At 61.3% G+C, this 24403-nt stretch carries 26 protein-coding genes; 15 read left to right on the top strand and 11 right to left on the bottom strand.

Annotated elements, in window-relative coordinates; all coding sequences use genetic code 11:
• The first annotated feature begins 1 nt into the window (after position 1).
• Both ACOYQJ_RS00635 and der read left to right on the top strand, forming a co-directional pair.
• The gene (locus tag ACOYQJ_RS00635) at positions 2–1336 is read left to right on the top strand and encodes a PQQ-like beta-propeller repeat protein (protein ID WP_422904060.1); all 1335 of its coding nucleotides are present in this window, start codon (positions 2–4) and stop codon (positions 1334–1336) included.
• A gap of 103 nt (positions 1337–1439) precedes the next feature.
• Positions 1440–2924 carry a ribosome biogenesis GTPase Der gene (der, locus tag ACOYQJ_RS00640; RefSeq protein ID WP_422904061.1) on the top strand — a complete coding sequence of 495 codons (1485 nt, stop codon included), beginning with the start codon at positions 1440–1442 and terminating at the stop codon, positions 2922–2924.
• Between the two features lie 74 nt (positions 2925–2998).
• On the opposite strand, the gene ACOYQJ_RS00645 is transcribed toward der, so the two are convergent.
• From ACOYQJ_RS00645 to ACOYQJ_RS00665, 5 genes are all read right to left on the bottom strand, one after another.
• Positions 2999–3334: a hypothetical protein gene (locus ACOYQJ_RS00645; protein ID WP_422904062.1), complete on the bottom strand. Its 336-nt coding sequence runs from the start codon at positions 3332–3334 to the stop codon at positions 2999–3001.
• A 131-nt stretch (positions 3335–3465) separates the two neighbouring features.
• A complete protein-coding gene (locus ACOYQJ_RS00650; RefSeq protein ID WP_422904063.1) occupies positions 3466–3876 on the bottom strand; it encodes a hypothetical protein in 411 nt (136 codons plus the stop codon).
• Between the two features lie 211 nt (positions 3877–4087).
• Positions 4088–4789, bottom strand: coding sequence for a TspO-related membrane protein (locus ACOYQJ_RS00655; protein ID WP_422904064.1), 702 nt, complete (start codon positions 4787–4789; stop codon positions 4088–4090).
• Entirely contained in the window at positions 4786–6078 is a 1293-nt protein-coding gene (gene serS / locus ACOYQJ_RS00660; protein WP_422904065.1) for a serine--tRNA ligase, read from the bottom strand. The genes ACOYQJ_RS00655 and serS overlap by 4 nt, the downstream gene beginning before the upstream one ends.
• A gap of 247 nt (positions 6079–6325) precedes the next feature.
• Positions 6326–6610: a hypothetical protein gene (locus tag ACOYQJ_RS00665; RefSeq protein WP_422904066.1), complete on the bottom strand. Its 285-nt coding sequence runs from the start codon at positions 6608–6610 to the stop codon at positions 6326–6328.
• A gap of 217 nt (positions 6611–6827) precedes the next feature.
• Between ACOYQJ_RS00665 and yajC the strand changes: the two genes are divergently transcribed.
• The 11 genes from yajC to ACOYQJ_RS00720 all read left to right on the top strand — a co-directional run bounded on the left by yajC (position 6828) and on the right by ACOYQJ_RS00720 (position 14873).
• Positions 6828–7115 carry a preprotein translocase subunit YajC gene (gene yajC / locus ACOYQJ_RS00670; protein WP_422904067.1) on the top strand — a complete coding sequence of 96 codons (288 nt, stop codon included), beginning with the start codon at positions 6828–6830 and terminating at the stop codon, positions 7113–7115.
• Between the two features lie 6 nt (positions 7116–7121).
• Positions 7122–8783, top strand: coding sequence for a protein translocase subunit SecD (secD, locus tag ACOYQJ_RS00675; RefSeq protein WP_422904068.1), 1662 nt, complete (start codon positions 7122–7124; stop codon positions 8781–8783).
• Between the two features lies 1 nt (position 8784).
• Positions 8785–9753, top strand: a complete 969-nt coding sequence (secF, locus tag ACOYQJ_RS00680; protein ID WP_422904069.1) for a protein translocase subunit SecF — start codon at positions 8785–8787, stop codon at positions 9751–9753.
• Positions 9746–10498: a sulfite exporter TauE/SafE family protein gene (locus ACOYQJ_RS00685; protein ID WP_422904070.1), complete on the top strand. Its 753-nt coding sequence runs from the start codon at positions 9746–9748 to the stop codon at positions 10496–10498. Before secF ends, ACOYQJ_RS00685 begins: the two co-directional genes overlap by 8 nt.
• 9 nt (positions 10499–10507) lie before the next feature.
• Positions 10508–10861 (top strand): Mth938-like domain-containing protein, encoded by a 354-nt coding sequence (locus ACOYQJ_RS00690; protein WP_422904071.1) that lies wholly within the window; start codon positions 10508–10510, stop codon positions 10859–10861.
• A gap of 145 nt (positions 10862–11006) precedes the next feature.
• Entirely contained in the window at positions 11007–11621 is a 615-nt protein-coding gene (gene ccmA, locus ACOYQJ_RS00695; RefSeq protein WP_422904072.1) for a heme ABC exporter ATP-binding protein CcmA, read from the top strand.
• Positions 11618–12274 carry a heme exporter protein CcmB gene (gene ccmB, locus ACOYQJ_RS00700; RefSeq protein WP_422904073.1) on the top strand — a complete coding sequence of 219 codons (657 nt, stop codon included), beginning with the start codon at positions 11618–11620 and terminating at the stop codon, positions 12272–12274. Before ccmA ends, ccmB begins: the two co-directional genes overlap by 4 nt.
• A gap of 34 nt (positions 12275–12308) precedes the next feature.
• Positions 12309–13370: an AmmeMemoRadiSam system radical SAM enzyme gene (gene amrS / locus ACOYQJ_RS00705; protein WP_422904074.1), complete on the top strand. Its 1062-nt coding sequence runs from the start codon at positions 12309–12311 to the stop codon at positions 13368–13370.
• An 81-nt stretch (positions 13371–13451) separates the two neighbouring features.
• Positions 13452–14180 carry a heme ABC transporter permease gene (locus ACOYQJ_RS00710; protein ID WP_422904075.1) on the top strand — a complete coding sequence of 243 codons (729 nt, stop codon included), beginning with the start codon at positions 13452–13454 and terminating at the stop codon, positions 14178–14180.
• Positions 14177–14335, top strand: a complete 159-nt coding sequence (gene ccmD / locus ACOYQJ_RS00715) for a heme exporter protein CcmD (RefSeq protein ID WP_422904076.1) — start codon at positions 14177–14179, stop codon at positions 14333–14335. The genes ACOYQJ_RS00710 and ccmD overlap by 4 nt, the downstream gene beginning before the upstream one ends.
• 19 nt (positions 14336–14354) lie before the next feature.
• Positions 14355–14873 carry a DsbE family thiol:disulfide interchange protein gene (locus ACOYQJ_RS00720; RefSeq protein ID WP_422904432.1) on the top strand — a complete coding sequence of 173 codons (519 nt, stop codon included), beginning with the start codon at positions 14355–14357 and terminating at the stop codon, positions 14871–14873.
• A gap of 98 nt (positions 14874–14971) precedes the next feature.
• On the opposite strand, the gene ACOYQJ_RS00725 is transcribed toward ACOYQJ_RS00720, so the two are convergent.
• From ACOYQJ_RS00725 to acnA, 3 genes are all read right to left on the bottom strand, one after another.
• A complete protein-coding gene (locus tag ACOYQJ_RS00725; protein WP_422904077.1) occupies positions 14972–15097 on the bottom strand; it encodes a hypothetical protein in 126 nt (41 codons plus the stop codon).
• 231 nt (positions 15098–15328) lie between these two features.
• On the bottom strand, positions 15329–16033 hold the full coding sequence (locus ACOYQJ_RS00730; RefSeq protein WP_422904078.1) for a tetratricopeptide repeat protein: 705 nt from the start codon (positions 16031–16033) through the stop codon (positions 15329–15331).
• 83 nt (positions 16034–16116) lie between these two features.
• Entirely contained in the window at positions 16117–18864 is a 2748-nt protein-coding gene (acnA, locus tag ACOYQJ_RS00735; RefSeq protein ID WP_422904079.1) for an aconitate hydratase AcnA, read from the bottom strand.
• Between the two features lie 216 nt (positions 18865–19080).
• Here acnA and ACOYQJ_RS00740 point away from each other — a divergent pair, with 216 nt between their 5' ends.
• On the top strand, positions 19081–19788 hold the full coding sequence (locus ACOYQJ_RS00740) for a DUF1223 domain-containing protein (RefSeq protein ID WP_422904080.1): 708 nt from the start codon (positions 19081–19083) through the stop codon (positions 19786–19788).
• Here the strand turns inward: ACOYQJ_RS00740 and ACOYQJ_RS00745 are convergent.
• The 3 genes from ACOYQJ_RS00745 to purB form a co-directional block, all read right to left on the bottom strand.
• Positions 19752–20699, bottom strand: coding sequence for a lysophospholipid acyltransferase family protein (locus tag ACOYQJ_RS00745; protein WP_422904081.1), 948 nt, complete (start codon positions 20697–20699; stop codon positions 19752–19754). The two genes, ACOYQJ_RS00740 and ACOYQJ_RS00745, sit on opposite strands and share 37 nt — an antisense overlap.
• Positions 20700–20778: 79 nt before the next feature.
• On the bottom strand, positions 20779–21837 hold the full coding sequence (locus ACOYQJ_RS00750) for a flagellar motor switch protein FliG (RefSeq protein WP_422904082.1): 1059 nt from the start codon (positions 21835–21837) through the stop codon (positions 20779–20781).
• A gap of 636 nt (positions 21838–22473) precedes the next feature.
• Complete coding sequence (gene purB / locus ACOYQJ_RS00755) at positions 22474–23781, bottom strand: adenylosuccinate lyase (RefSeq protein WP_422904083.1); 1308 nt, start codon at positions 23779–23781, stop codon at positions 22474–22476.
• Between the two features lie 117 nt (positions 23782–23898).
• Between purB and ACOYQJ_RS00760 the strand changes: the two genes are divergently transcribed.
• On the top strand, positions 23899–24315 hold the full coding sequence (locus tag ACOYQJ_RS00760; protein ID WP_422904084.1) for a DUF6314 family protein: 417 nt from the start codon (positions 23899–23901) through the stop codon (positions 24313–24315).
• Positions 24316–24403 lie beyond the last annotated feature (88 nt).

Here is a 24403-nt window from a genome sequence, read left to right on the forward strand (position 1 = left end):
TATGCTTCGCAAGGCAACCATTCTTACGACCCTTGGTGTTCTGGTCCTCGCGGGCTGTGAAGAGCGCGAAGAAATCTTGCCGGGCAACCGCATGAATGTGCGCGATGTGCTGGAAACGCGCGCCGACCCCTTGGCCGAACAGTTGGGCAACAGCGCCCGCGCCGTCGCGCTTGGCGCGCCAAGCAACAATGCCGAATGGACGCAAAGCGGGGTCTCGCCGCATGTGCGCATCACGAACGCCGCCTATTCCGGGGCGTTCCAGCCGATTTGGCAAACCTCGATCGGGGCGGGCGACAGCCGTCGCAAGCGCCTGAACGTCGATCCTGTTGTGGCAGGCGGCCGTATCTTCACGATGGACAGCGAACATGTCGTCCGGGCCACCTCGCCCAGCGGCGCGGCGCTTTGGAGCCATGTCCTGACGCCGCAGCGCGACGAGAATTACGAAGCGCAGGGTGGCGGTATCGCCTATGACAACGGCCGGCTTTATGTGGCTTCGGGTTTTGGCACGGTGACCGCGATCGACCCGGCCTCGGGCGGCGAAATCTGGACGCAGCGCCTTGGAAACACCGCCACCGGCGCGCCGTCGATCCGCGATGGCATCCTGTATATCGTCTCGGGGGATACCGTTGGTTGGGCGCTTGAGACAGAAACTGGCCGCGTGCGCTGGCAAATTGAGGGCGTGGGCGACGTGGACAACGTCGCAGGTGCCCCGTCGCCCGCCATCGGCCCCAAGCGCGTGGTGTTTTCCTTTGGCAACGGCACCGTTCAAACGACCTTCCGTCAGGGCGGACTGAGCCTTTGGAGTGCTGACTTGCTGGGCCGCCGCAATGGCGTGGCCCTGTCCGGCATTGATGATATCACCGGCGATCCGATCATCGTCGGTGACAAGGTTTTCGCGGGCAACCACTCGGGCCGCTTCGTGGCGCTCTCGGTCCATGACGGTGAACGGCTTTGGACCGCGCGCGAGGGTGCGCTTGGCCCGGCATGGCCGTTGGGCAGCGATTCGGTAGCTTTTGTGACCGACCGCAACGAATTGATCCGCCTTGACGCGGAAACCGGTGACAAGATCTGGGCAGTCGATCTGCCCGGATATGTGCCGACCCGTCGCAACCCGCAAAAGCGCCGCGATGCGGCTTACGCCAACTATGGCCCGATTCTAGCTGGCGGGCGGCTGATCGTGGCCAGCTCGGACGGGTATATTCGCGCCTTCAATCCCGAGAATGGTGCCGAAGTCGCCAAGGTCGCGATCAAGGGCGGCGCAACCACCCGTCCGGTCGTGGCGGGCGGAGTGATGTATGTCGTGTCGGGCGACGGGGTGTTGCACGCTTTCCGCTAAGCGGGCGGCGCATTCCCCAGTAAAATTCGTTTCACCGTCCGGGCTTTCAAGCGGCGTGCAAATGCTGTAAGCCGCGCCTCTGATACGCCCGGAGCCCAGTGCCATGTCCTTCTCGATCGCCATCGTCGGTCGCCCTAATGTGGGCAAATCGACCCTGTTCAACCGCCTTGTCGGCAAACGCCTTGCGTTGGTCGACGACACGCCCGGCGTGACGCGCGACCTGCGCGAAGGCGAGGGTCGGCTTGGGGATCTGCGCTTTACCGTGATCGACACTGCGGGCCTTGAGAACGAAACTGACGACAGCCTGCCGGCCCGTATGCGCCGACTGACCGAACGCGGCGTGGACATGGCCGATATCTGCCTGTTCCTGATCGACGCCCGCGTTGGCATCCTGCCGGACGACCAGATTTTCGCCGAGATTCTCCGCAAGCGCGCCAAACATGTGATCCTTGCCGCCAACAAGGCCGAAGGCGCCGCTGCCGATGCAGGCGTGCTTGAGGCCTATAGCCTTGGCCTTGGGGAACCCATCCGTCTGTCCGCCGAACACGGCGAGGGGCTGAACGATCTGTATTCGCAACTGCTGCCGCTGGCTGACGCCTATGAAGAGCGCGCCGCCGAAGAGGCCCCCGAGGTCGAGATTTCCCTGACCGAGGAAGAGGCCGAGGCGGGGATCGAAGACTTCCCCATGCCGACGGTCAAAAAGCCGCTGCAAATCTGCGTTGTTGGCCGGCCCAATGCGGGCAAATCCACCCTGATCAACCAGATCCTTGGCGAGGACCGGTTGCTGACGGGCCCCGAGGCCGGGATCACCCGCGATGCCATTTCCGTCCAACAGGAATGGGGCGGCGTGCCGATGCGGATCTTTGACACCGCAGGCATGCGCAAACGTGCCAAGGTTCAGGAAAAGCTGGAGAAACTCTCGGTCTCTGACGGTATTCGCGCGATCAAGTTCGCCGAGGTGGTGATTGTGCTGCTGGATGCCGCGATCCCATTTGAGGTGCAGGACCTCAAGATCGCCGATCTGGCCGAACGCGAAGGCCGCGCCGTGGTGATCGCGGTGAACAAGTGGGACATCGAGGACCACAAGCAAGACAAGATGCGCGAGCTGCGCGAAAGCTTTGAACGCCTGTTGCCGCAACTGCGCGGCGCGCCGCTGGTGACAGTTTCGGCCCGCACCGGCAAGGGGCTGGACCGGCTGCAAGAGGCGGTGATGAAGGCCTATGCGGTTTGGAACCGCCGCGTGCCGACAGGACAGCTGAACCGCTGGTTGGCCTCGATGATCGAGCGCCACCCGCCGCCCGCGCCACAGGGCAAACGGATCAAGCTGCGCTACATGACACAGGTGAAATCGCGCCCGCCGGGGTTTGTCGCCATGTGCTCGCACCCGGACAAGCTGCCTGCCAGCTATTCGCGCTATCTGGTCAACGCGCTGCGCGAGGATTTCGACATGCCCGGCACGCCGATCCGGCTGCATATGCGCGGGCAGGGCGATGCGAACCCCTACAAGGGCCGCAAGAAAAAGAACGCCGGGGCGCTGAAAAAGCACCTTGGTGGATTGCAGGGAAAAAAGGGCGGCGAAAAGCTCTGACCGGAAAAGGGGATCTGCGTCATCGGACCCCTTCAGGCATTTTCGACGGGATGAAGAAAGCTACGACCGGGGGATTACCTGGGCGTGGCTTTTTCAAGCGCAAGACCGTCTGCCCATGTGCCGTGCAAAGACCCGTCCGGCATTGTGACGTAGACAACGGGCGGTTGCCCCGGTGACCAATTGATCGTCAGCACGCGGCCTTCAAGCGGGCCATAGCCCGAATAGCTTGTCGTGCCGATATTCCAGCCTGCTTCGACGGTGCTTCCGTCCTGCATTAACGCAAGAGTGCCGCTGTAGACCGAGCCATCGGCGTTGCGCCCCGTGACGTCATAGGTGCCGCTCAGGTCCGCCGAAGCGCCAAGTGCGCTTATGCAGAGCAGTGGAATGGACAGAAAATGATGCAGCGCCAAATACCGTTCTCCCATGGGTTGTCGCGCAAGTATCTTCTGCGCCGGCTTGAGGAGCAACGCTTTTGTGGCGCTTCATGCGCCGAGGGTCGGCAATCGAAGCGCCACAGTCTGGCCGGTGTGTCCCGAACGCTTTAGTCGCGGCAAATGCCGTGGTTCGGCGGATTGATCCATTCCCAGGTGCCCTGACACGCGGTCCGGAGTTCCTTGCACAAAGCCTTGTCGACACATTTGGCGTCTTCGTCGGCGCCCAACGCGGCGGCAAGAGCGTTCGGAGCGTTGGCAGCAGGTTTGGTGGTTGTGGTACTGCCGGACGCGCTGAGACCGCCGCTGATCGCTGCGGTCGACTTTTTGTTGCAGACACCCTTGTCATTGGTTCCAGTGTAGGTGCCTTCGATTTTCAAGCAGGCTCTCTTGAGGGCGTGGCACCCGGTCGTGGAATCGCAGGACCCGGCAGGGGCGGCGGCAACAAGGGATGGTGTGGCCGTCAAAAGCGCAACCGATGTGCTAAATGCGATCGCCATGGCGTGTTTTGAAAAAGTCATCTCCAATATCTCCGATACAAACTTCGACTGGGGCGAGTTGCGCCGAAATGGGCGCATGTCAAACCCTCTCACAACCTAAGGGTGCAAGGTAGTCCGGTTATCCATACTCATCCGAAGGGGGCGTTGGGGAAATTTGTGCAGGCGTGCTGACGGTCACGGGATTGGCCGATTCAGACAGGCCCGCGCCCCGCTAATACGCAGCTGGGGCGCGCTATTCGGTGTCGGTGCCGCGCAATCCAAGGATCGCGATGATGCCAAGCAGGGCCAGCCCGGATACCGCCGCATGAAAAGGCTGAGAGTTCGCGACGATCACGCCGACCAAGGCCCAGATCACCGTGATGCCGTATTCCGGCGCGCGGTGCAGGCGGTATTGCACAACCACCGAGATGACCAGCGCCAAAGCCAGCGAGATCAGCGCCGCCGGGGTTGGGGGCAGCCAGCCATAGCCGCCCAGAATCACCCCAAGGGCCACGCAAGAGGCCGCCGTCAGCCAGCCCGCGTAAATCGCCACCGGCGCCTGTTGCAGCCAGCGGTCCGTATCGCCAACCCGGAACAGGCTGAGCAACGCGGCCCCCAGCATCACCCCGATCATCACGGTCGAGATCAACGGCGAGAGTTGCGCCACCGGCAACCATGCAGTGCCGACGGCAAGGCTGACGAACAGCGGCATCCGCATCGGGGACCAGTCCGGATCGTCAAAACGGCGGAGCAGGCCAAAGCCGGTGCCGATGATCAACCACACATAGATCAGCCCCCAGATCGCAAAGGCATAGCCGGCCGGCTGCACCGGTGGATTTTCGATGGGCACCGGGAATTGCGTCGGCTCAAACCCGTTGAACCCGGGCGCAAGCGCGGGCGAGGCAGCAAAAGCCACCGCTGCCAATAGGCAAAGGATCGCCCAAAGGCGGTTCATGCCAGCGTGCCCTCCGCCGTCAGGGTCGTCTTGCCGCCAAGCCAAGGGTGCAGCGCCTCGGGCAGCGTGACCGAGCCGTCGGCGTTCTGCCCGTTCTCAAGCACCGCAATCAGGCAGCGCCCCACCGCGAGGCCCGAGCCGTTCAGCGTATGCAGGAACTCGGGCTTGCCGCCGCCCGCAGGTTTGAACCGCGCGTTCATCCGCCGCGCCTGGAAATCCCCGGCGACCGAAACCGACGAAATCTCGCGATAGGTGTTTTGCCCGGGCAGCCAGACTTCGATGTCATGAGTCTTGATCATGCCAAAGCCGATATCACCCGAGCACAGCACCACCGTCCGGTAGGGCAGGTCCAGCTTTTGCAGGATCGCCTCGGCGCAGCCTGTCATCCGGTCGTGTTCCTGCATCGACAGATCGGGATGCACAACCGAGACCATTTCGACCTTTTCGAACTGGTGCTGGCGCAACATGCCGCTGGTGTCCTTGCCGGCCGAGCCTGCCTCGGAGCGGAAGCATTGGGTATGCGCAACATAGCGGCGGGGCAGATAGTCCTCATCCACCACCATGCCGTTGACGATATTGGTCAGCGTCACCTCGGCGGTCGGCACCAGCCACCAGCCGTTGGTGGTCTGATAGCTGTCCTCGCCGAACTTGGGCAACTGGCCCGTGCCGTACATCATTTCCTCTTTGACCAGCACCGGTGTCCAGGTCTCGGTCAGCCCATGTTCGCTGATGTGGGTGTCCAGCATGAACTGTGCCAGCGCGCGGTGGATGCGGGCAATGCCTCCCGAGAGCACCACAAAGCGCGAGCCCGACAGCTTGGCCGCAGTCTCGAAATCCAGCCCGTCCTTGGCGCCTTCAATCTCATAGTGCTCCTTGGGCGCGAAATCAAAGCTGCGGGGCGTGCCCCAGCGGCGGATTTCCACGTTGTCCGCTTCGTCCGCGCCATCGGGCACGTCGGCGTGCATGACGTTGGGCAGGCCCATCAGCAGCGTGGTCAGCTCGGCGTCCAGATCCTTGGCCTTGGCCTGCATCTCGGCCACTTCGGCCTTTTTCTCGGCCACGAGGGCGCGCAGCCGTTCGAACTCGGCCTCATCGCCGCTGGCTTTGGCGGCGCCCACGGCCTTGGAGGCCTTGTTCTGCTCGGCCTGCGCGGTTTCGGCGGTCAGGATCGCGGCGCGGCGTGCTTCGTCCAGCCCAAGGACCGAGGACGACAGCGGCTCCAAACCACGGCGGGCCATCGCCGCATCGAAAGCGGCGGGATTTTCGCGGATGGCGCGGATGTCGTGCATCGTATCCTCCTGATTACACGTCTGAGTCGGGTGCCTTATGCCCCATCTTGCGTAAGGAGTGTAGAGGGCGCGGCCCCGGTCAACAATCACGAGGCGCGGCGCCCCGCCTAACCCGCGTCAGAGCCTCCGCCGGTCACTGCGGATTTCCCGGATCTTGCCCGATCCTGGCCTGCCACACGCGCCAGGCTTTTCCGAAGTCGTCAAAATTTAGAACCTCATCCACCCAATGCTCTGGCCGCGCTTTCCCTTAGAGAAGCTGCACAGACCCATCGGCAAAGACATCCTGCCAAAAGGGCTTGAATTGTGCGTTGGTTATATCATCGACTGATCTCAGCGCCGCACCCATCCAGAACAGCGCGTCGGGCAATTCGGCCATGCCCAGCCGTGCCTTGAGCGTGTCTGGCTTGGCGGGTTCCGTGTCGCCAAAGCGGTAGAGCAGGGCAAAAACAAGCAGGCTCAGGAGGATCACACCGATCAGCCCGGCGATCGTCCACGGGATCATCAGCGCATCCGGCAAAACACTCTCTTGCATACCCACTCCATTCCTGTGCCGAAACTCAGCCTAAGCGTGTCCGCTGCGCCCCGCAATCCTGCCGGATTTTTCAGCCGCCATCTGCGCGTGGCCTGTGCGACGCTTCGGCCCCCTTGTTTTGTGGGTTCTTCACCTTGCATCCGTCCCCGCCCGCGCATAGGTTCCGCGCAATTCAAAGCGGGGGGTGCCCCGCCGATTTCTGACAGGAGCATCCCCAATGGACGTCAACGCACTCGGCCAGTTTCTTCCGCTGATCCTTATCTTTGCGATCATGTATTTCCTGCTGATCCGGCCTCAGCAAAAGAAGATGAAGGACCATCAAAAGATGGTTGAAGCGCTGCGTCGCGGTGATCAGGTCGTCACCCAGGGCGGGATCATCGGCAAGGTGTCGAAGGTCAAGGAAGGCAATGAAATCGAAGTGGAAATCGCAGATGGCGTCAAGATCCGCGTGATCCGCGCCACCATCGCGCAGGTCCTGTCCAAGACCGAACCGGCCGAGGGCTGATCTTTCATGCTACAGATCGATCTCTGGAAGCGTGTGCTGATCTGGGCGACGCTCGCGCTGGGTTTGGTACTTGCGCTGCCCAATGCCTTTTATACCCGGGTCGAACAGCACAATGACGCTGTTTCGGCCATTGAACTGGGGGCGGATACGCCGGAAAATCAGGCGCTTGCGGCGCAGTGGCCCAATGCCTTGCCGTCCGGTCTGGTGAACCTTGGCCTCGATCTGCGGGGCGGGGCTCATCTGTTGGCCGAAGTGCAGGTTCAGGACGTTTACGCCGCCCGGATGGAGGCACTTTGGCCCGATGTCCGCGACGTGTTGCGCCCCGAGCGCGCCACCGTCGGCACCATTCGCCTGCAACCGTCCCCCGAGGGCGAGTTGCGGGTGAAGATTTCCGAGCCGGCGGGCATGCCGCGCGCTCTGGAACTGGTCCGCGGGCTGGCGCAGCCGGTGGTTTCACTGACCGGCGCGGGTTCGACCGATCTGGTGGTCATCAGCGACGGCGACGAGATTGTCGTGACGCTTTCCGAGGCCGAAAGACAGGCCACGGACGAGCGCACCATGCAGCAATCGCTTGAGATCATCCGCCGCCGCATCGACGAAGTCGGCACGCGTGAGCCGACGATCCAGCGTCAGGGCAGCGACCGCATCCTGATTCAGGTGCCGGGCATCGGCAGCGCGCAGGAGTTGAAGGATATCATCGGCACCACCGCGCAGTTGACGTTCCAGCCGGTTGTCGGGCGCACCGGCAACGCCAATGACAATCCTGGGGTTGGCAATGAAATCCTGCCCTATCTGGACCGCGAGGGCGCTTATGCGATCCTTGAGCAAGCGCCTGTGGTCACTGGCGAAGAGCTGGTCGATGCGCAGCCAAGCTTTGACCAGAACGGTCGGCCTGCGGTCAGCTTCCGTTTCAACCCGTCGGGTGCACGCAAGTTCGGTGATTATACCGCTGAAAACATCGGCTCTCCCTTTGCGATTGTACTGGACAATGAGGTCATCAGTGATCCGGTGATCCAAAGCCACATTGCGGGCGGGTCGGGCATCATCACTGGCAATTTCACCATCGAGGAAAGCACAAATCTCGCGGTGCTGCTGCGCGCTGGGGCTTTGCCTGCGGGGATGAATTTCCTTGAAGAACGTACCATTGGCCCGGAATTGGGGCAGGACAGCATCGACGCGGGCAAGATTGCCACCATTGTGGCCTTTGCCGCAGTTCTGATCTTCATGTTCCTCAGCTATGGGCTGTTCGGGATTTTTGCCAATATCGCGTTGATCTTCAACATCGTGCTGATCTTCGGTGCGCTCAGCCTGATCGGCGCCACGCTGACCCTTCCGGGCATTGCGGGCATCGTTCTGACGGTGGGTATGGCGGTGGACGCCAACGTGCTGATTTTTGAACGCATCCGCGAAGAGCTGAAAACCGCACGCGGTCCAGCCCGCGCCATCGAGTTGGGCTATGAAAAGGCGCTGAGCGCCATCATCGACGCGAACATCACCACCTTTATCACGGCGGTGATCCTGTACGTCATGGGCTCGGGTCCGGTGCGCGGCTTTGCCATCACTCTGGGGCTGGGTATCCTGACCTCGGTCTTTACGGCGATCTTCGTCACGCGGCTGTTGATCGTGATCTGGTTCGAGCGCCGCCGTCCCAAGCAGATCGAGGTGTGATATGCGTCTGAGACTTGTTCCCGAAGTCACCAACTGGGACTTCTTTTCACGCTCCAGGATGTGGCTGGGCATTTCCGCCGTCATGATGGTTCTGGCCTTCGGCAGCTTTATGGTGCGCGGGTTGAACTATGGCATCGACTTCAAGGGTGGCACGACGATCCGTACGGAAAGCGCGCAGGCGGTGGACGTGGGCGCGTATCGCGATGCGCTTGCGGCGCTGCAACTGGGCGATACGACCATCTCCGAGGTCTTCGACCCCACCTTTGGCCCCGATCAGAACGTCGCGATGATCCGGATCGGTGCGCAGGACGGGCAAGAGGCCGTGACTTCGGAAGTGATCGACACCGCCCGCGGTGCCCTTCAGTCCGTGGCCCCGGACATCAAGTTCGTCTCGGTCGAAAGCGTCGGGCCGAAAGTGTCGGGCGAGCTGATCCAGACGGCCTTTGTCGCCGTGGGTCTGGCCATTGCAGCGGTGCTTTTCTACATCTGGCTGCGCTTCGAATGGCAGTTCGCTTTGGGCGCTGTTGTGGCGCTGGTGCATGACGTGATCCTGACCATCGGGGTATTTTCCGAGGTGGGCATCAAGTTCGATCTGGCCATTATCGCGGCACTTCTGACCATCGTGGGCTATTCGCTGAACGATACGGTGGTGGTGTTCGACCGGGTGCGCGAGAACCTGATCAAGTACAAGTCCAAGGATCTCAAAGAGGTTCTGAACCTGTCGATCAACGAAACCCTGTCGCGGACCTTCATGACCTCGTTCACCACGCTGCTGGCGCTGATCGCGCTGTTTGTTCTGGGTGGCGACGTGATCCGAGGGTTCGTTTTCGCGATGATCTGGGGCGTGATCGTGGGCACCTATTCGTCGATCTTCGTGGCGTCGGCGATCCTGCTGCGGCTTGGGGTCAAACGCGACTGGACCAAGCCGGTCGAGAACACCGGCAACCAGTTCGGCGATATTGATGCCTGATCTGCTGGCCGAGGCCTGGGCAACCCCGGGCCTTGGCTGGATCGCCTTCGCGGCATTCATCGGAGGGCTGGTCCGGGGCTTTGCAGGCTTTGGAACAGCCCTTATCTTTTTGCCCGTCGCGGCGCAGTTCCTTTCGCCGTTTCAGGCGATCCTTGCGCTGACCTTCATGGACATTCTTGGCCCTCTGCCGAACCTGCGCAAAGCCTGGGGGCAGGTCGAGCAGGGTGATCTGTGGCGATTGGTGCTGGGCACGGCGGTGATGCTGCCTGTCGGGCTGGCGGTGCTGCAATGGGTAGCCCCCGAGGTTTTTCGGTACTCGGTCAGTCTGCTGGCCCTGGGGATGCTGGTCATTCTTGCCGGTGGGGTCCGGTATACGGGCGTGGTCAGCCGCGTCATGGTGCTGGGGATCGGCGGCGCGTCGGGGTTTCTGGGCGGCATAGCCGGGCTGCCCGGGCCTCCGGTGATCCTGTTCTATATGGCGCGGCCTCTGCCAGCCTCGGTTATCCGGGCAACGACGTTGGTCTTTCTTTTCATCTTCGACGGTTTCATCATTGCGGGTATGGGGGCCTTTGGCCGCTGGGAAAGCGTCGCCATGGCCTTGGGACTTGGGTTGGCGATCCCCGGCATGGCGGGGAACTGGTTGGGCGGACGGCTGTTCAAACCTGAACAAGAGCGGCTGTATCGCGGCGTGGCCTATGTTCTGATTGCGATCTCGGCCTTGTCGGGACTGCCGTTCTGGAGGTAAAAGCCCCTTATGCGTATAAATGAAATCACCTTTTCCGATGCCATTCCCGTTGACGGATATGGTGCAGGCTTTTTCCGAGTTGGCGGCGAGGTCCATGTCGGTGCCGTTCTGATGTATGGCGCCGGGGCGAACCCTTGGGGCGGGCTTGAGGATCATGCGGCGCTGCTGGAGTTGGCTGGGCATGTGGATGTGTTGTTTGTCGGCACCGGGGCGGAGATCTTTCATCTGCCGCCCGAGTTGCGCGCCCGTCTGGAAGCGGCGGGGATCGGGGTTGAAGTGATGAACTCGCCCTCGGCCTGCCGGACCTATAATGTGCTGCTGAGCGAGGGACGGCGCGTGGCACTGGCGGCTCTGCCTGTTTGAGCCTGTGGCGCTTGGTAATCGGGGTCTTGGGGGCTCTGCCCCCGCGCTGCGCGCTCCCCCGGGATATTTTCGGACCAGTGAAACGACAGGGCGTGGGCGCTTTTGACGCTTTTGTGCGGTCTTGGGCTGGGGTAAGGCTGGCGTCATGGATTTGACTGTACGTGATCTTGCGGTGGCCCGGGGCGGCGTGCCGGTGCTGGAGGGGATCAGCTTTGTGCTGAGCCCGGGACGGGCGCTTGTGTTGCGCGGGCCGAACGGGTCGGGCAAGACGACCTTGTTGCGCACAGTGGCGGGACTTCAGCCGCCCTTTGAAGGGACGGTTGAGGGCGCGGGAGAGCGGATCGCCTATGCCGCCCATGCAGATGGGCTGAAATCCATGCTGAGCGTCACTGAGAACCTGAGGTTCTGGGCGCAGGCTTTTGGTACCACTGATATTTCCTCCGCCTTGTCCGGGTTCAACCTTGTGGCCTTGCAGACGCGATTGGCGGGCACCTTGAGCGCCGGGCAGAAGCGGCGGCTGGGGCTGGCGCGCCTGATGGTGACGGGGCGGCCAGTCTGGGTGCTGGATGAGCCGACGGTCTCGCTGGACACAGCGTCGGTGCAACTGTTCGCCGAGGCGGTGCGCGGACATCTGACCGCCGGGGGCAGCGCCCTGATGGCGACCCATATCGATCTGGGGATTCCTGAGGCGGAGATCCTTGATGTCACGCCGTTCAAGGCGCTACCGCAGATGTCCTCGGCCGATGAGGCGTTTTTATGATTGCGCTGTTGGTCCGGGATTTGCGGCTTTCGGTGCGGGCGGGCGGCGGCTTTGGCCTAGGGCTGGTGTTTTTTCTGATCGTCACGGTTCTGGTTCCCTTCGGGGTTGGCCCCGAGACCGGACTGTTGACGCGGATCGCCCCCGGGGTGTTGTGGATCGGCGCGCTTTTGGCCTGTCTTTTGTCGCTGGACCGAATCTTTGCACTGGATTGGGAGGATGGCTCGCTTGATCTTTTGGCGACGGCGCCGTTGCCAATGGAGGGCGTGGTCAGTGTCAAGGCATTGGCGCATTGGATCACCACGGGTCTGCCGTTGGTGCTGGCGGCGCCGGTGCTGGGCGTGCTGCTGAACCTGCCTGTCGGCGGCTATCTGTGGGTTGTCGTTTCGTTGGCGCTGGGAACCCCGGCGCTGTCCGTCATCGGCACCTTTGGCGCGGCCTTGACTGTGGGGCTCAAACGCGGCGGGTTGTTGATGTCGCTCTTGGTGCTGCCGTTATACGTGCCGACGCTGATTTTTGGCGCCGAAGCGGCACGTCGCGGCGCCGAAGGGCTGGCAGTGCAGACGCCGCTATTGATGCTGGCGGGGATCAGTGCCGGAGCGGTGGCGCTGCTGCCTTTCGCCTCGGCCGCTGTCTTGCGGATCAACTTGCGGTAAGGTTTTCGTCAGGCAAACCTGTCATGGTGCACGCATGACCCAAATTGCCCGCTATTGGGAAACGGCCCAGGATGGCCGGATCATTTGCACGCTCTGCCCCCGTCTGTGCGCCCTGCGCGACGGGCAGAGAGGCATGTGTTTTGTCCGCAAGCGCGAGGGCGATGGGCTGGTTCTCGACACTTATGGGCGATCGTCCGGGTTTTGCATCGATCCGATTGAAAAGAAGCCGCTGAACCATTTTTATCCCGGAACACCGGTCCTGAGCTTTGGCACGGCAGGCTGCAATCTGGCCTGCAAGTTTTGTCAAAACCACGATATTTCCAAGTCGCGCGATATGGACAAGACGGCGCAGGAGGCGGCTCCAGAACGTATTGCCAGCCGCGCAAGGGATCTGGGCTGCACGTCGGTTGCCTATACCTACAACGATCCGGTGATCTTTATCGAATATGCCACGGATACGGCCAAGGCCTGCCGGGAACTGGAGATCAGGAATGTGGCTGTCACGGCGGCCTATATGACGCCGCAGGCACGGCCCGAGTTCTTTGGGGCCATGGATGCGGCGAATATCGACCTCAAGGGGTTCACCGACCGATTCTATCAAAAGCTGACCGGGTCGCGGTTGGCGCCGGTGCTCGACAGCATTTCCTACGCGGTTCAGGAAACATCGTGCTGGGTTGAACTGACGACGCTGATCATTCCCGGCGAAAATGACAGCGCGGCGGAACTGCGCGAACTGGCGGCTTGGGTGTTGTCCGCTTGCGGGCCGGATGTCCCGCTGCATTTCAGCGCCTTCACACCGCAGTTTCGCATGACAGAAACGCCCAAAACCTCGGTCAATGCGCTTTTGCGCGCGCGCGCCATCGCCAAAGAGGCCGGACTGCGCCACGTCTATGTGGGTAATGTGCATCACGAAGCCGCCCAGTCGAGCTATTGCGCGGGGTGCGGGACCTGTGTGATCGGGCGGGATTGGTACGCTTTGTCGCGATGGCATCTGGATGCGCGCGGCAAGTGTCTGGATTGCGGCACGCAACTTCCGGGGCGCTTCGACGGCCCGCCGGGCGACTGGGGCCGCAAGCGACAGCCTGTCCAGATGTGAAGCGGCGGTTCTGGCGCGACGTATTGCGCCTTACGCATATTTGATGTGTAAAGCGGTGCCAAACAGAGGTATCCATCGCTCATGTCGATCTGGGAATATGCCAATCCGGTGAAATTTATCCGGACCACCGACCGCCTGCTTCCATGGTTCAGTGCGGCCGCTGTCGTTTGCCTTTTGGTCGGGTTGATCTGGGGCTTTTTCTTTACGCCCGAGGATTACCGTCAGGGTAGTACCGTCAAGATCATCTATCTGCACGTGCCGTCGGCGCTGATGGCGATCAACGCCTGGATGATGATGCTGGTCGCCTCGCTGATCTGGATCGTGCGGCGCCACCATGTCAGCGCCTTGGCCGCCCGCGCGGCGGCGCCGATCGGTGCAATGATGACAGTGATCGCGCTGATCACCGGGGCGATCTGGGGCCAGCCGATGTGGGGAACCTGGTGGGCCTGGGATCCTCGGCTGACCTCTTTCCTGATCCTTTTCCTGTTCTATCTGGGCTACATGGCGCTATGGACCGCGATCGAAGATGACGACACTGCAGCGGATCTGACCTCGATCCTGTGCCTGGTGGGCTCGGTCTTTGCCTTGCTCAGCCGGTATGCTGTGAACTTCTGGAACCAGGGGCTGCATCAAGGCGCGTCGATGTCCCTTGATAAGGAGGAGCATGTGGCGGATGTCTTTTATTACCCTCTGCTGGTCAGCATCGCGGGCTTTGTTCTGCTGTTCGTGGCGCTTGTCTTTCTGCGCACACAAACCGAAATCCGCGCACGACGGACGCGGGCGCTTTTGGCGCGGGAGCGGGCGACATGATGCCGGATCTGGGGAAATACGCAGGGGCCGTGCTGTCGTCTTATGCGCTGTCGATCTTGTTGATCGTGGTGCTGGTGGTTGTCAGCATTCTGCGCGCGCGCAAAGTCAAAGCCGAACTGGCGCAAATTGAAGAGAGGCAGAAGCGTGGCCGATAAGAAAGGTATCTCGCCGCTGATGATCCTGCCGCCCCTGATCTTTCTGGGGCTGGGGCTGATCTTTTTCTTTGGACTGGGGCGCGAGGGCGCCAATGAATTGGAGTCGAAGTTTCAGGGCAAACCGGCTCCGGCGATGACCGACGTGGCCCTGACAGGCTATGGTCAGGTGACGCCGGATATGCTGGCCTCGGGGGAGGTGACGCTGGTGAACTTCTGGGCCAGCTGGTGTCCGCCGTGCCGCGCCGAGCATCCGCGGCTGCTGAAGATGCAGCAAGAGGGGCTGCGTATCGTTGGGGTGAACTTCAAGGATCAGGAAGCGCAGGCCTTGAAATATCTCGAGGATGAGGGCAGCCCGTTTCTGGCGGTGGCCTTTGATCCTGCGGGGCGCACGGCCATCGACTGGGGCGTGACCGGGCCGCCCGAGACCTTCATACTGGATGGGGACGGTGTGGTGCTGTTCAAGTTTGTCGGACCTCTGGTCGGCTCGGACTATGAACAGCGGTTCCTGCCTGCGCTGAATGCGGCGCTGGGGCGGTAAGCTGTTGTTATGCGGAGCAGGGCCTTTGGCCCTGCGCTTGATCTCTCGTCCTTACGCCTTCGGCGACGTCCTCGGGTCACCCGGCGGAGAGCGCCGTTTTACAGATTACAGGTGATCTGGGTGTCTTGAGAGTGGCAGGCTGGTTTGTTGTCCGCCCCTGCCGCTGCGCCGTAGAGCGCCAAGAGAGCCAATGCTGCCGCCTGAATGATGGTCACTAATTTCATCGCTTCGCTGCCTAATCTTTTTTTGTTGTTCGTTATTCAGATGTGCCCCTTTGGCGTGATTTAAAGGTCAAATCCCGGGACGCGAAGCGAACAATGCCTTCAATTGTTCAATCTTTGCGCAGACTTGTGCCGATTGCCCGGGGTTTGGGCAGGAAGGTGCCAGAAACGAAAATGTTATCGCGGCAAAGTCACTCCTGAGTTGCGGGCGGTCGGGCTGAGGCGAGCGCAGACTTATTGCGCAATAAACAGCAGCAGACCGGGGTCGTCCGGGAAGGTTTTCAGCGCGTCTTTTGCGGTTTGAAGCGCGCGCGAGGTGTCTCCGGCCAGATGCAAGGCCCAGACGTATTCGACCACGTGCCGAGGGTCGGCCGGCGCCAGCCCCATGGCCTTTTCTGCCAGTTTTCGAGCTTTTTCGGTCCGCCCCAGAAAATTATTGGCGCGCGCCGCGAAGAAGAGGGCATCGAGGTTGTTGGTGTCTTGCGCCAACGCCTTGTCGCAATCCCGCGCGGCGCCTGCATAGGCCTCAAGGTCTTGCCGCACGACGCAGCGCGACAGCCACCCTTGCCAATGGTCATCGGTTTCGAGGACTTGGGTGTAAAGTTCTTCTGCCTCTTTGGCGCGTCCGATTGTCCGCAGGCTCCATGCCAGCATGCGCATGTTGCCGGTGTCGGGAAACAACGCGACCGAAGCGCCAAGATATTTGATGCTGCGGTCCAATTGTCCGAATTCGTGCGGGGCGGTCCTGCGTGCTGCCAAGGCCGCCGCGCGCCGGTGAACATCGACCTCGCGCTTGTCGCCCAGCATGTCATTGCAGGCGGTCAGAACCTTTTTCGCTTCGGAATTCGGATTCAAGCGCAAACAGTCGGGAAGGCCGTCGGTTTCGGACCAGGCGCAAAAAGGCAGGGTACACAGAAACAAGGCAGCAAGGATCTTCATATCGGGACGTTAGCAAGGCGCAGAAAAAAGAAAACCCCCGGCATCGCTGCCGGGGGCCAATTTCTTGTCATCGAATGAGGGGCTTAGCTGGCTTTGGCCAGATCGCGCAGCACGTAGTGCAGAACGCCGCCATGTTCGATGTATTCGATCTCGATCGCGGTATCGATCCGGCACTTGATCTGGATTTCCTTGGTCGAACCATCGGCCATGGTGATGGTGCAAGGCACCACTTCCTGCGGCTTGATGGTGTCGAGGCCGGAAATCGAAACCGTTTCCTCGCCAGTCAGGCCCAACGACTTGCGAGTGTCACCGCCGGTGAACTCGAAGGGAATGACGCCCATGCCAACGAGGTTGGAGCGGTGGATGCGTTCAAACGACTCGGCGATGACGGCCTTGACGCCCAGCAGCGCAGTGCCCTTGGCGGCCCAGTCACGCGAAGAACCTGCGCCGTATTGCTCACCCGCGAAGATGACCAGCGGGGTACCAGCCTCTTGATAGGCCATGGCCGCGTCAAAGATCGAGGTTTGCGCGCCGTCAGGGCCATTGGTGTAGCCGCCTTCAACGCCATCCAGCATCTCGTTTTTGATGCGGATGTTGGCAAAGGTGCCGCGCATCATCACTTCGTGGTTGCCACGACGCGATCCGTAGGAGTTGAACTCGCGCACTGGAACCTGACGCTCGACCAGATACTGACCGGCGGGGGTGGTTTCCTTGAACGAGCCCGCGGGCGAGATGTGGTCGGTGGTGATCATGTCGCCCAGCAGGGCCAGAACGCGCGCACCGTCGATATTGCTGATGGTGCCCGGCTCTTTGGACATGCCCTGGAAGTAGGGCGGGTTCTGAATGTAGGTCGAGGTTGCTGGCCAGTCATAGGTCTCGGCGTCGGTGGTTTCCACGCCCTGCCACTTTTCGTCGCCTTTGAAGACGTCGGCATATTTGGACTGGAACGCTTCGCGCGTAACGGTCTGTTCGACCATTTCCGCGACCTCTTGCGTGGTGGGCCAGATGTCTTTCAGGTAGACATCCTTGCCGTCCGGCGTCTGGGCGATCGGATCTTTGGAGATGTCGATGTTCATGTCACCGGCCAGCGCATAGGCAACGACCAGCGGCGGCGAGGCTAGGTAGTTGGCGCGCACATCGGGGCTGATACGGCCTTCGAAGTTGCGGTTGCCGGACAGCACCGAAGTGGCGATCAGATCGTTGTCGTTGATCGCCTTGGAAATCTCGGGCTGAAGCGGGCCCGAGTTGCCGATACAGGTGGTGCAGCCATAGCCAACAAGGTTGAAGCCGATCTTGTCCAGATCTTCCTGCAGGCCAGCGGCCTCAAGATAGGCGGACACAACCTGCGAACCCGGCGCAAGCGAGGTCTTGACCCAGGGCTTGCGGGTCAAGCCAAGTGCGGCGGCCTTGCGGGCCACGAGGCCAGCGCCGATCATCACGTAGGGGTTCGAAGTGTTGGTGCACGAGGTGATCGATGCGATCACGACCGAACCGTCCTTCAGCTCATAATCCTCACCTTCAACGGCGGCGGTTTTACCGATGGAGACGGATTTGGTGGCTACGGGGCCTTCGTCGGCCATGTCCTTGGCGTCTGCGGAAATGTCGATGCCGCGGAATTCGGCGATGACGTTTTCAAAGGCCGATGCGGCCTCGGTCAGCGCGACATAGTCCTGCGGACGCTTGGGGCCCGAGATGGCCGGGACAATGGTGCCCATGTCCAGTTCCAGGGTGTCGGTGTAGACCGGGGCATAATCGGCGCCGCGCCAGAAGCCGTTTTCCTTGGCATAAGCTTCGACCAGAGCGATGCGATCCTTGTCGCGACCGGTGTTGGTCAGGTAGCGCAGGGTTTCGTCGTCGATCGGGAAGAAGCCGCAGGTGGCGCCGTATTCGGGGGCCATGTTGGCGATGGTCGCGCGATCAGCCAGCGGCAGGCGGTCCAGACCATCGCCGTAGAATTCCACGAACTTGCCGACAACGCCCTTGGCGCGCAGCATTTCAACGACCTTCAGAACAAGGTCGGTGCCGGTGGTGCCTTCCATCATGGTGCCGGTCAGTTTGAAGCCGATGACTTCGGGGATCAGCATGGAGATCGGCTGGCCGAGCATCGCGGCTTCGGCTTCGATCCCGCCAACGCCCCAGCCAAGAACGGCGGCGCCGTTGACCATGGTGGTGTGGCTGTCGGTGCCGACCAGCGTGTCGGGATAGGCGACGGTGTCACCATTCTGGTCGGTGTCGGTCCAGACGGTCTGGGCCAGATACTCTAGGTTCACCTGGTGGCAGATGCCGGTGCCCGGGGGCACAACGCGGAAGTTGTTGAACGCGGTCTGGCCCCACTTGAGGAAGGTGTAGCGCTCCATGTTGCGCTCATACTCGCGGTCCACGTTCATCTGGAAGGCGCGCGGGTTGCCGAATTCGTCGATCATGACCGAGTGGTCGATGACCAGATCAACCGGGTTCAGCGGGTTGATTTTCTGCGGGTCGCCACCAAGGGCCTTGATGCCGTCACGCATGGCTGCGAGGTCGACCACGGCGGGAACGCCGGTAAAGTCCTGCATCAGCACGCGGGCCGGACGGTAGGCCAGTTCGCGGTTGGCTTTGCCGCCATTGGTGGCCCATTCGGAAAATGCCTTGATGTCGTCCAAAGTGACGGTCTTTCCGTCCTCGAAACGCAGCATGTTTTCAAGCACCACCTTCAAGGCGGCGGGCAGTTTGGAGAAGTCGCCGAGCCCGGCGGCTTCGGCGGCGGGGATCGAGTAATAGGCGACGGTCTGGCCGCCAGCCTCAAGGGTTTTGCGCGTCTTGGCGCTGTCATGGCCTACGGTGATGGGCATGGGTACAATACCTCCGGGTGCGGTGACTATTTGGAATGACTTGCGCGCTTCATGCCCTAAGGACAATGCGCAATCAAGGGGGGTGCGGCGTTTTTGTATGCCATTGTACACAATTTTGAACGCCTGCCGCACACGCGCTCTCTCAAAACATTGATTGGTTATTTCATGTGCGGTCCCTTAAACACATCGGACAGCCGGACAAACGGTAACGGATTCATGCTCAGACGTTCACTTTTGACAGCCGCCCTATGGGCCTTTGCCGGGATGCAGGTGCAGGCTCAGGACCAGGTACAAGCCCATCCCGTAGTGGTTGAACTGTTCACCTCGCAGGGCTGTTCGTCCTGTCCGCCTGCTGATGCTTTGCTGGCCCAATTGGCGGATCGGGACGATGTGATTCCGCTGGCGCTGCATGTCGATTATTGGGATTACATCGGCTGGAAAGACCGCTTTGCCATGCCTGGTTTCACACAGCGGCAAAAGGGCTATGCCCGTGCACATGGCGAAAAGATGATCTACACGCCGCAGATCATCGTGAACGGTGCCGAGGATGCCGTCGGCTCACGCCCCATGAAGGTGGCCGAGCTGATCCAGAAACACGCCATGCACCCGACGCCGGTTCAGTTGCAGATTTCCCGGCAAGGCGGGCAACTGATCGTCAATGCCCAGTCCGATGCGGTCATGATGCCCTGCGAGATTCACATCGTGCGCTACGAGCCGCGCCGCGAGGTCGATATAACGCGCGGCGAGAACGCGGGTCAGCGCATCACCTATACGCATATTGTCGAAAACTGGCAGGTTGTCGGCGAATGGGACGGGGAAGATCCCTATCAGGCGCGGTTCCCGATCGAAGGGGACCAGCCGGTGGTCGTTCTGCTGCAAGAGCCGCGTTATGGCCGCATCGTGGCCGCTGCCCGCTTGCGCTGATGTTTGGCCTGCCGCTTGGGTTTCCAGCGGCGGTGCAGCCACATCCATTGCCCGGGATCGTCCTTGATCCGCGCCTCGAGCCTTTGGGTCGCCTGCCGCATCATCTCTACCGGATCGCCATGGGCAATCGGGTCTTCGAAAATTGCGTCAAAGCCGTAGCGGTCGGCGTGACGGATGCCAAAGAATGGAACCACCAGAGCGTCGGTTTTCAACGCGATGTCGGCGGCCGAGGTCAGGGTCGGGGCGGGTTTGCCAAGAAAATCAATCGGAACGCCGGCGCTGTCAAAGACATCGAACAGCAGAACCGCCATGCCGCCATCGCGGATGTGCTTGATCAGGCCCATCGTTCCGCGGCGACCCTGTTCAAACACCGGCTCGCAAATATCGTGCATGTTCTTGGTGTAATGTTCATTGAAGAACGGGTTTGACATCGGCCGGATCAGCCCGCCGATCTGGTAGCCGCGCGCCACCATTGCGCAACGGGCACATTCGGCGCTGCCGTAGTGACCAGAGACGAACAAAACGGGCCGGCCCGCGGCGCGGGCCTGTTCGACGGCCGCAAGCCCCGCGCCTCCGATTGAGTTCCGCGCCCCCCGCGCCAGCATTTCCGGCACGTCGTAGTTTTCGATAAAGGCGCGGGCGACGTTGTCGATCACCTGATCCGTGATGTGGCGAACTTCGGGTTCGGGCAGGTCGGGCCAGACATGGTAAAGATTGGCCCGCACCCGCGCCGGCCAGCCGACCAGGGGGGCAACAAAGCGCCGCACGATCCAGCTGACCACCTTCAACCTTGTCCGCACCGGGAGACGCAGGGCAGTCCAGATCAACCCGCGCAGAACGTAATCCGAAAGCCGGTCTTGCCAGCCGCCGTGCACGCGCGCTTTCTTCTTGGCTTTCTTGACGTTGCCCACAAAGTGTCTCGCTCGGTTTCGCCGCTCGTTTTACGCGTCGCGGTATACAGCTGCAAGAGCGGGGGCATTTGCAAAAGCGTCAGTCGTCGGCGTCGTCGGGGTTCAGCAACTCAATCTCGCCCACATCCACCAGATCGCGGATCGCCGAAATCACGGCGTTCATCGCCTTTTCGCCAACCTTGGGTTTGACCGTGCCCTTGGCATCCGCTTCCTCGCGGATCGCTTCGGCCATGCGCTTTGACATATTGCCGAGCAGGAAATCGGCGGCCAGCCTTTCCTGTTCGGTCTCGGCGGCGGCGATTGCGGTGGCTAGAACGTCGGCCTCGACATCGCGCGTGATCTTGGGCACGTCGATGGCGTTCAAACGTTCAGAGATATTCGCGAAGGTAAAGATCGACTTGCGAACGGCATCGGCAAATGCGGCATCTTCCTGCTCCAACCCCTGAAGCAGCTCGTCGCGCACCGCGCTGTTGGAATAGTTCAGGATCGCCCCCAACCTTTCGTTTGGCTTGGCGGCAAAGGCCTTGGGCGGCTCGGCGTCAATTTGTGCTGCCAGCGACAGGCCAATGCGGTCAACCGCGTCCGGAGTAACCCCCGTGGTCATCGAAACGGCATAGCTGATGCGCCGCGCCTTGTCGCCGGGCAGTTTCGCCAGTACCTGTGCGGCCTTGGCGACGTCGATCTTGGACATCATCACGGCGGCAACCTCGGTGCTTTCGGATTGCACCAGCGCCTCGAGCCGTTCGACATCCAGCTTGTTGATTCGCTCCCACGGATCGCCGGTTTGGCGCACGCCCGCCTCTTTGCGCAGGCGCAATGCGGTGCGCGGGTTGATCTTGCCGTCCAGCGCCGTCAGCGCCCCGGCCATATCGCCGGGAAAGGACAGACCCACTTGCTCCAGCTCTTCCGAGAATTCATGCACCACCGCGTTCAACGTTTCGCGGTCGATATAGCGCATGTTGCCCAGCAGGATCGTCAGTTCAGTCTGATGTTCGTCGGGCAGGGAGGACAGCGGGACATCGGCCCCTTCGTTCAACAGGAACTGCACGATGATGGCAGCTTTGGCCCGGCGCGACAGAACCCCCTTTACCCGGGCAGAGCGCGGGCCGGGCAGGGCAAGGGCTGTCATGTTGTTCATCGGGGGCTCCGTCAATGCTGGGCGCGCGGCCCGTTGGGAAAATCGTTACCCCAGCAAGGTTTCCGGGCGGTTAAGCAAACCGCGCCACAATGGCTCAAATTGAAAAAGACGGGGAATAGTCATCGCCGGACGGGGAAGCAATGGATAGCCTTCCGAATAGTCGCAGCGGAACCGACAAAAGAAAAAGGCGACCTCGTGCACAGGCCGCCTTTCCATGAGGGGGAAATAGTCGTGTTATCCGGTCACAACTTTACAAGTGCCAGTCTCAGCGTCGTAGGCGGTTCCATCTGTGCAGGTCATTGCCTGATCAGAATGTCCCGAGCATGCCGCGAGGGCGGAAAAGCCGGAGCCCCCAAAAATCGCGGCAGCGACGAGAAGCGTCTTCAGTGTCATAACGTTCCTCCTGTTACGGTACATCCCAAGGTAGCATTGGCCCCGCATCGGTCAAAGGAAAATCCAAATTTTCTTTCTGATCAGCGATGATTTGCACAGGATTCTTGCGCTGGCATGCCGAGTTTCATCCATTCCGGCATATTCGGATGCCCACGCCCGACAGCAACCCCGACCAGTTACAAAAGAAAATCGCGCGGGAGAGGTGTCCCGCGCGATTGTCGCCTTGAAATCAATACTCAGGTTTCAGTCTTCGCCGAAGACCCGGGCAAAGATCGTGTCGACATGTTTGGTGTGATAGCCAAGGTCGAACTTTTCGTTGATCTCTTCCTCGGACAGGGCGGCGCGCACCTCCTCGTCGGCCAGAAGCTCTTCGCGGAAGTCGGTGCGGTGATCCCAGACCTTCATCGCGTTGCGCTGGACCAGCCGATAGGCATCCTCGCGCGACACGCCGGCCTGCGTCAGGGCCAGCAGCACACGCTGCGACATGACCAGACCGGGGAATTTGTTCATGTTGTCCAGCATGTTCTGCGGGTAGACCAACAGCTTGTCGATGACGCTGGTCAGGCGTGACAGGGCGAAATCCAGCGTGATCGTGGTGTCCGGCCCGATGTTGCGTTCGACTGACGAATGCGAAATGTCACGTTCGTGCCACAGCGCCACGTTCTCCATCGCCGGGACAACGGCCATGCGCACCAGACGCGCAAGGCCGGTCAAATTCTCGGTCAGGACCGGGTTTTTCTTGTGCGGCATCGCGGAGGAACCTTTTTGCCCCATCGAGAAGAATTCGGCGGCTTCCAGCACCTCGGTGCGCTGCATGTGGCGGATTTCGATGGCGACGTTCTCGATGCTGCTGGCAATCACGCCCAGCGTGGCGAAAAACGCCGCGTGACGGTCGCGCGGGATGACCTGCGTCGAAATCGGCTCGGGGACGAGGCCCAGTTTGTCGCAGACATGTTCTTCGACCGCCGGATCGATGTTGGCAAAGGTGCCGACCGCGCCCGAGATCGCCCCGGTGGCGATTTCCGCGCGGGCGTCGCGCATGCGCGACAGGTTGCGGTCCATCTCGGCGTAGAAACGCGCGAAGGTCAGCCCCATGGTCGTCGGTTCGGCGTGGATGCCGTGCGAGCGGCCAATGCGCACCGTGTCCTTATGTTCGTAGGCGCGCTTTTTCAGCGCCGCCAGCAGTCCTTCGATGTCCTTGATCAGGATGTCAGAGGCGCGGACCAGCTGCACGTTAAAGCAGGTGTCGAGCACGTCCGAGGAAGTCATGCCCTGATGTACAAAACGCGCCTCTTCGCTGCCCACATGCTCGGCCAGATGGGTCAGAAAGGCGATGACGTCATGTTTGGTCACCGCTTCGATTTCATCAATGCGGGCGACGTCGAATTCCACGTCCTTGGCTTTCCAGACCGCATCCGCGTTTTCCTGCGGGATCACGCCCAGCTTGGCCATCGCGTCGCAGGCATGGGCCTCGATCTCGTACCAGATGCGGAACTTGGTCTCGGGTGACCAGATGGCAACCATTTCGGGGCGGGAATAGCGGGGGATCATGGGCAGCGTCCTCTTGGCGTCTGATGTTGCGCGCGTCATACGCCGCAGGGCGGGCCGAGGCAAGGCGGCAGGCTGGCGCTGGCGGGCGGCCCGCTTTCTGTGCTAGCGAATTGCCCCATGGAAAAGCAGATCGGCATAGCGGTGGCTCTTGGGGATTTCCTTGGTGCGTGGCATCTGGACCGGACGATCGCACATGGCGATGGCACCCGCGCTACTTATACGGGCGAGGCCGTTTGGCAGGCCGAAGGAACTGGCGCGCTCTACACCGAAAGCGGCTGGCTGGAGATTGCCGGGCAGGGGCGGTTTCAGGCCGAGCGGCGCTATCGCTGGGCATCGGACCTGAGCGTCCATTTCGGCGATGGGCGGTTTTTCCACCAGGTGCCGATGCAGGGCGGGGCGGCAGGCCATTGGTGCGACCCGGATCAATACGATGTTGAGTATGACTTTGCTGCGTGGCCGTCGTGGCAAGCCGTCTGGCAGGTGCGTGGACCGCGAAAAGACTACAAAATGATCAGCCGCTACACGCGCCCGTAAGGCGTTGAAATCCGTGCGGAATTTTAAAATATTTGCACGGTATACAATTGCATTCCCCTAACTTGCTGAAAATATTGATTTTTTCCTT

The organism is Pacificoceanicola algae (genome assembly GCF_049341065.1).
Classification (GTDB): Bacteria; Pseudomonadota; Alphaproteobacteria; order Rhodobacterales; family Rhodobacteraceae; genus Pacificoceanicola.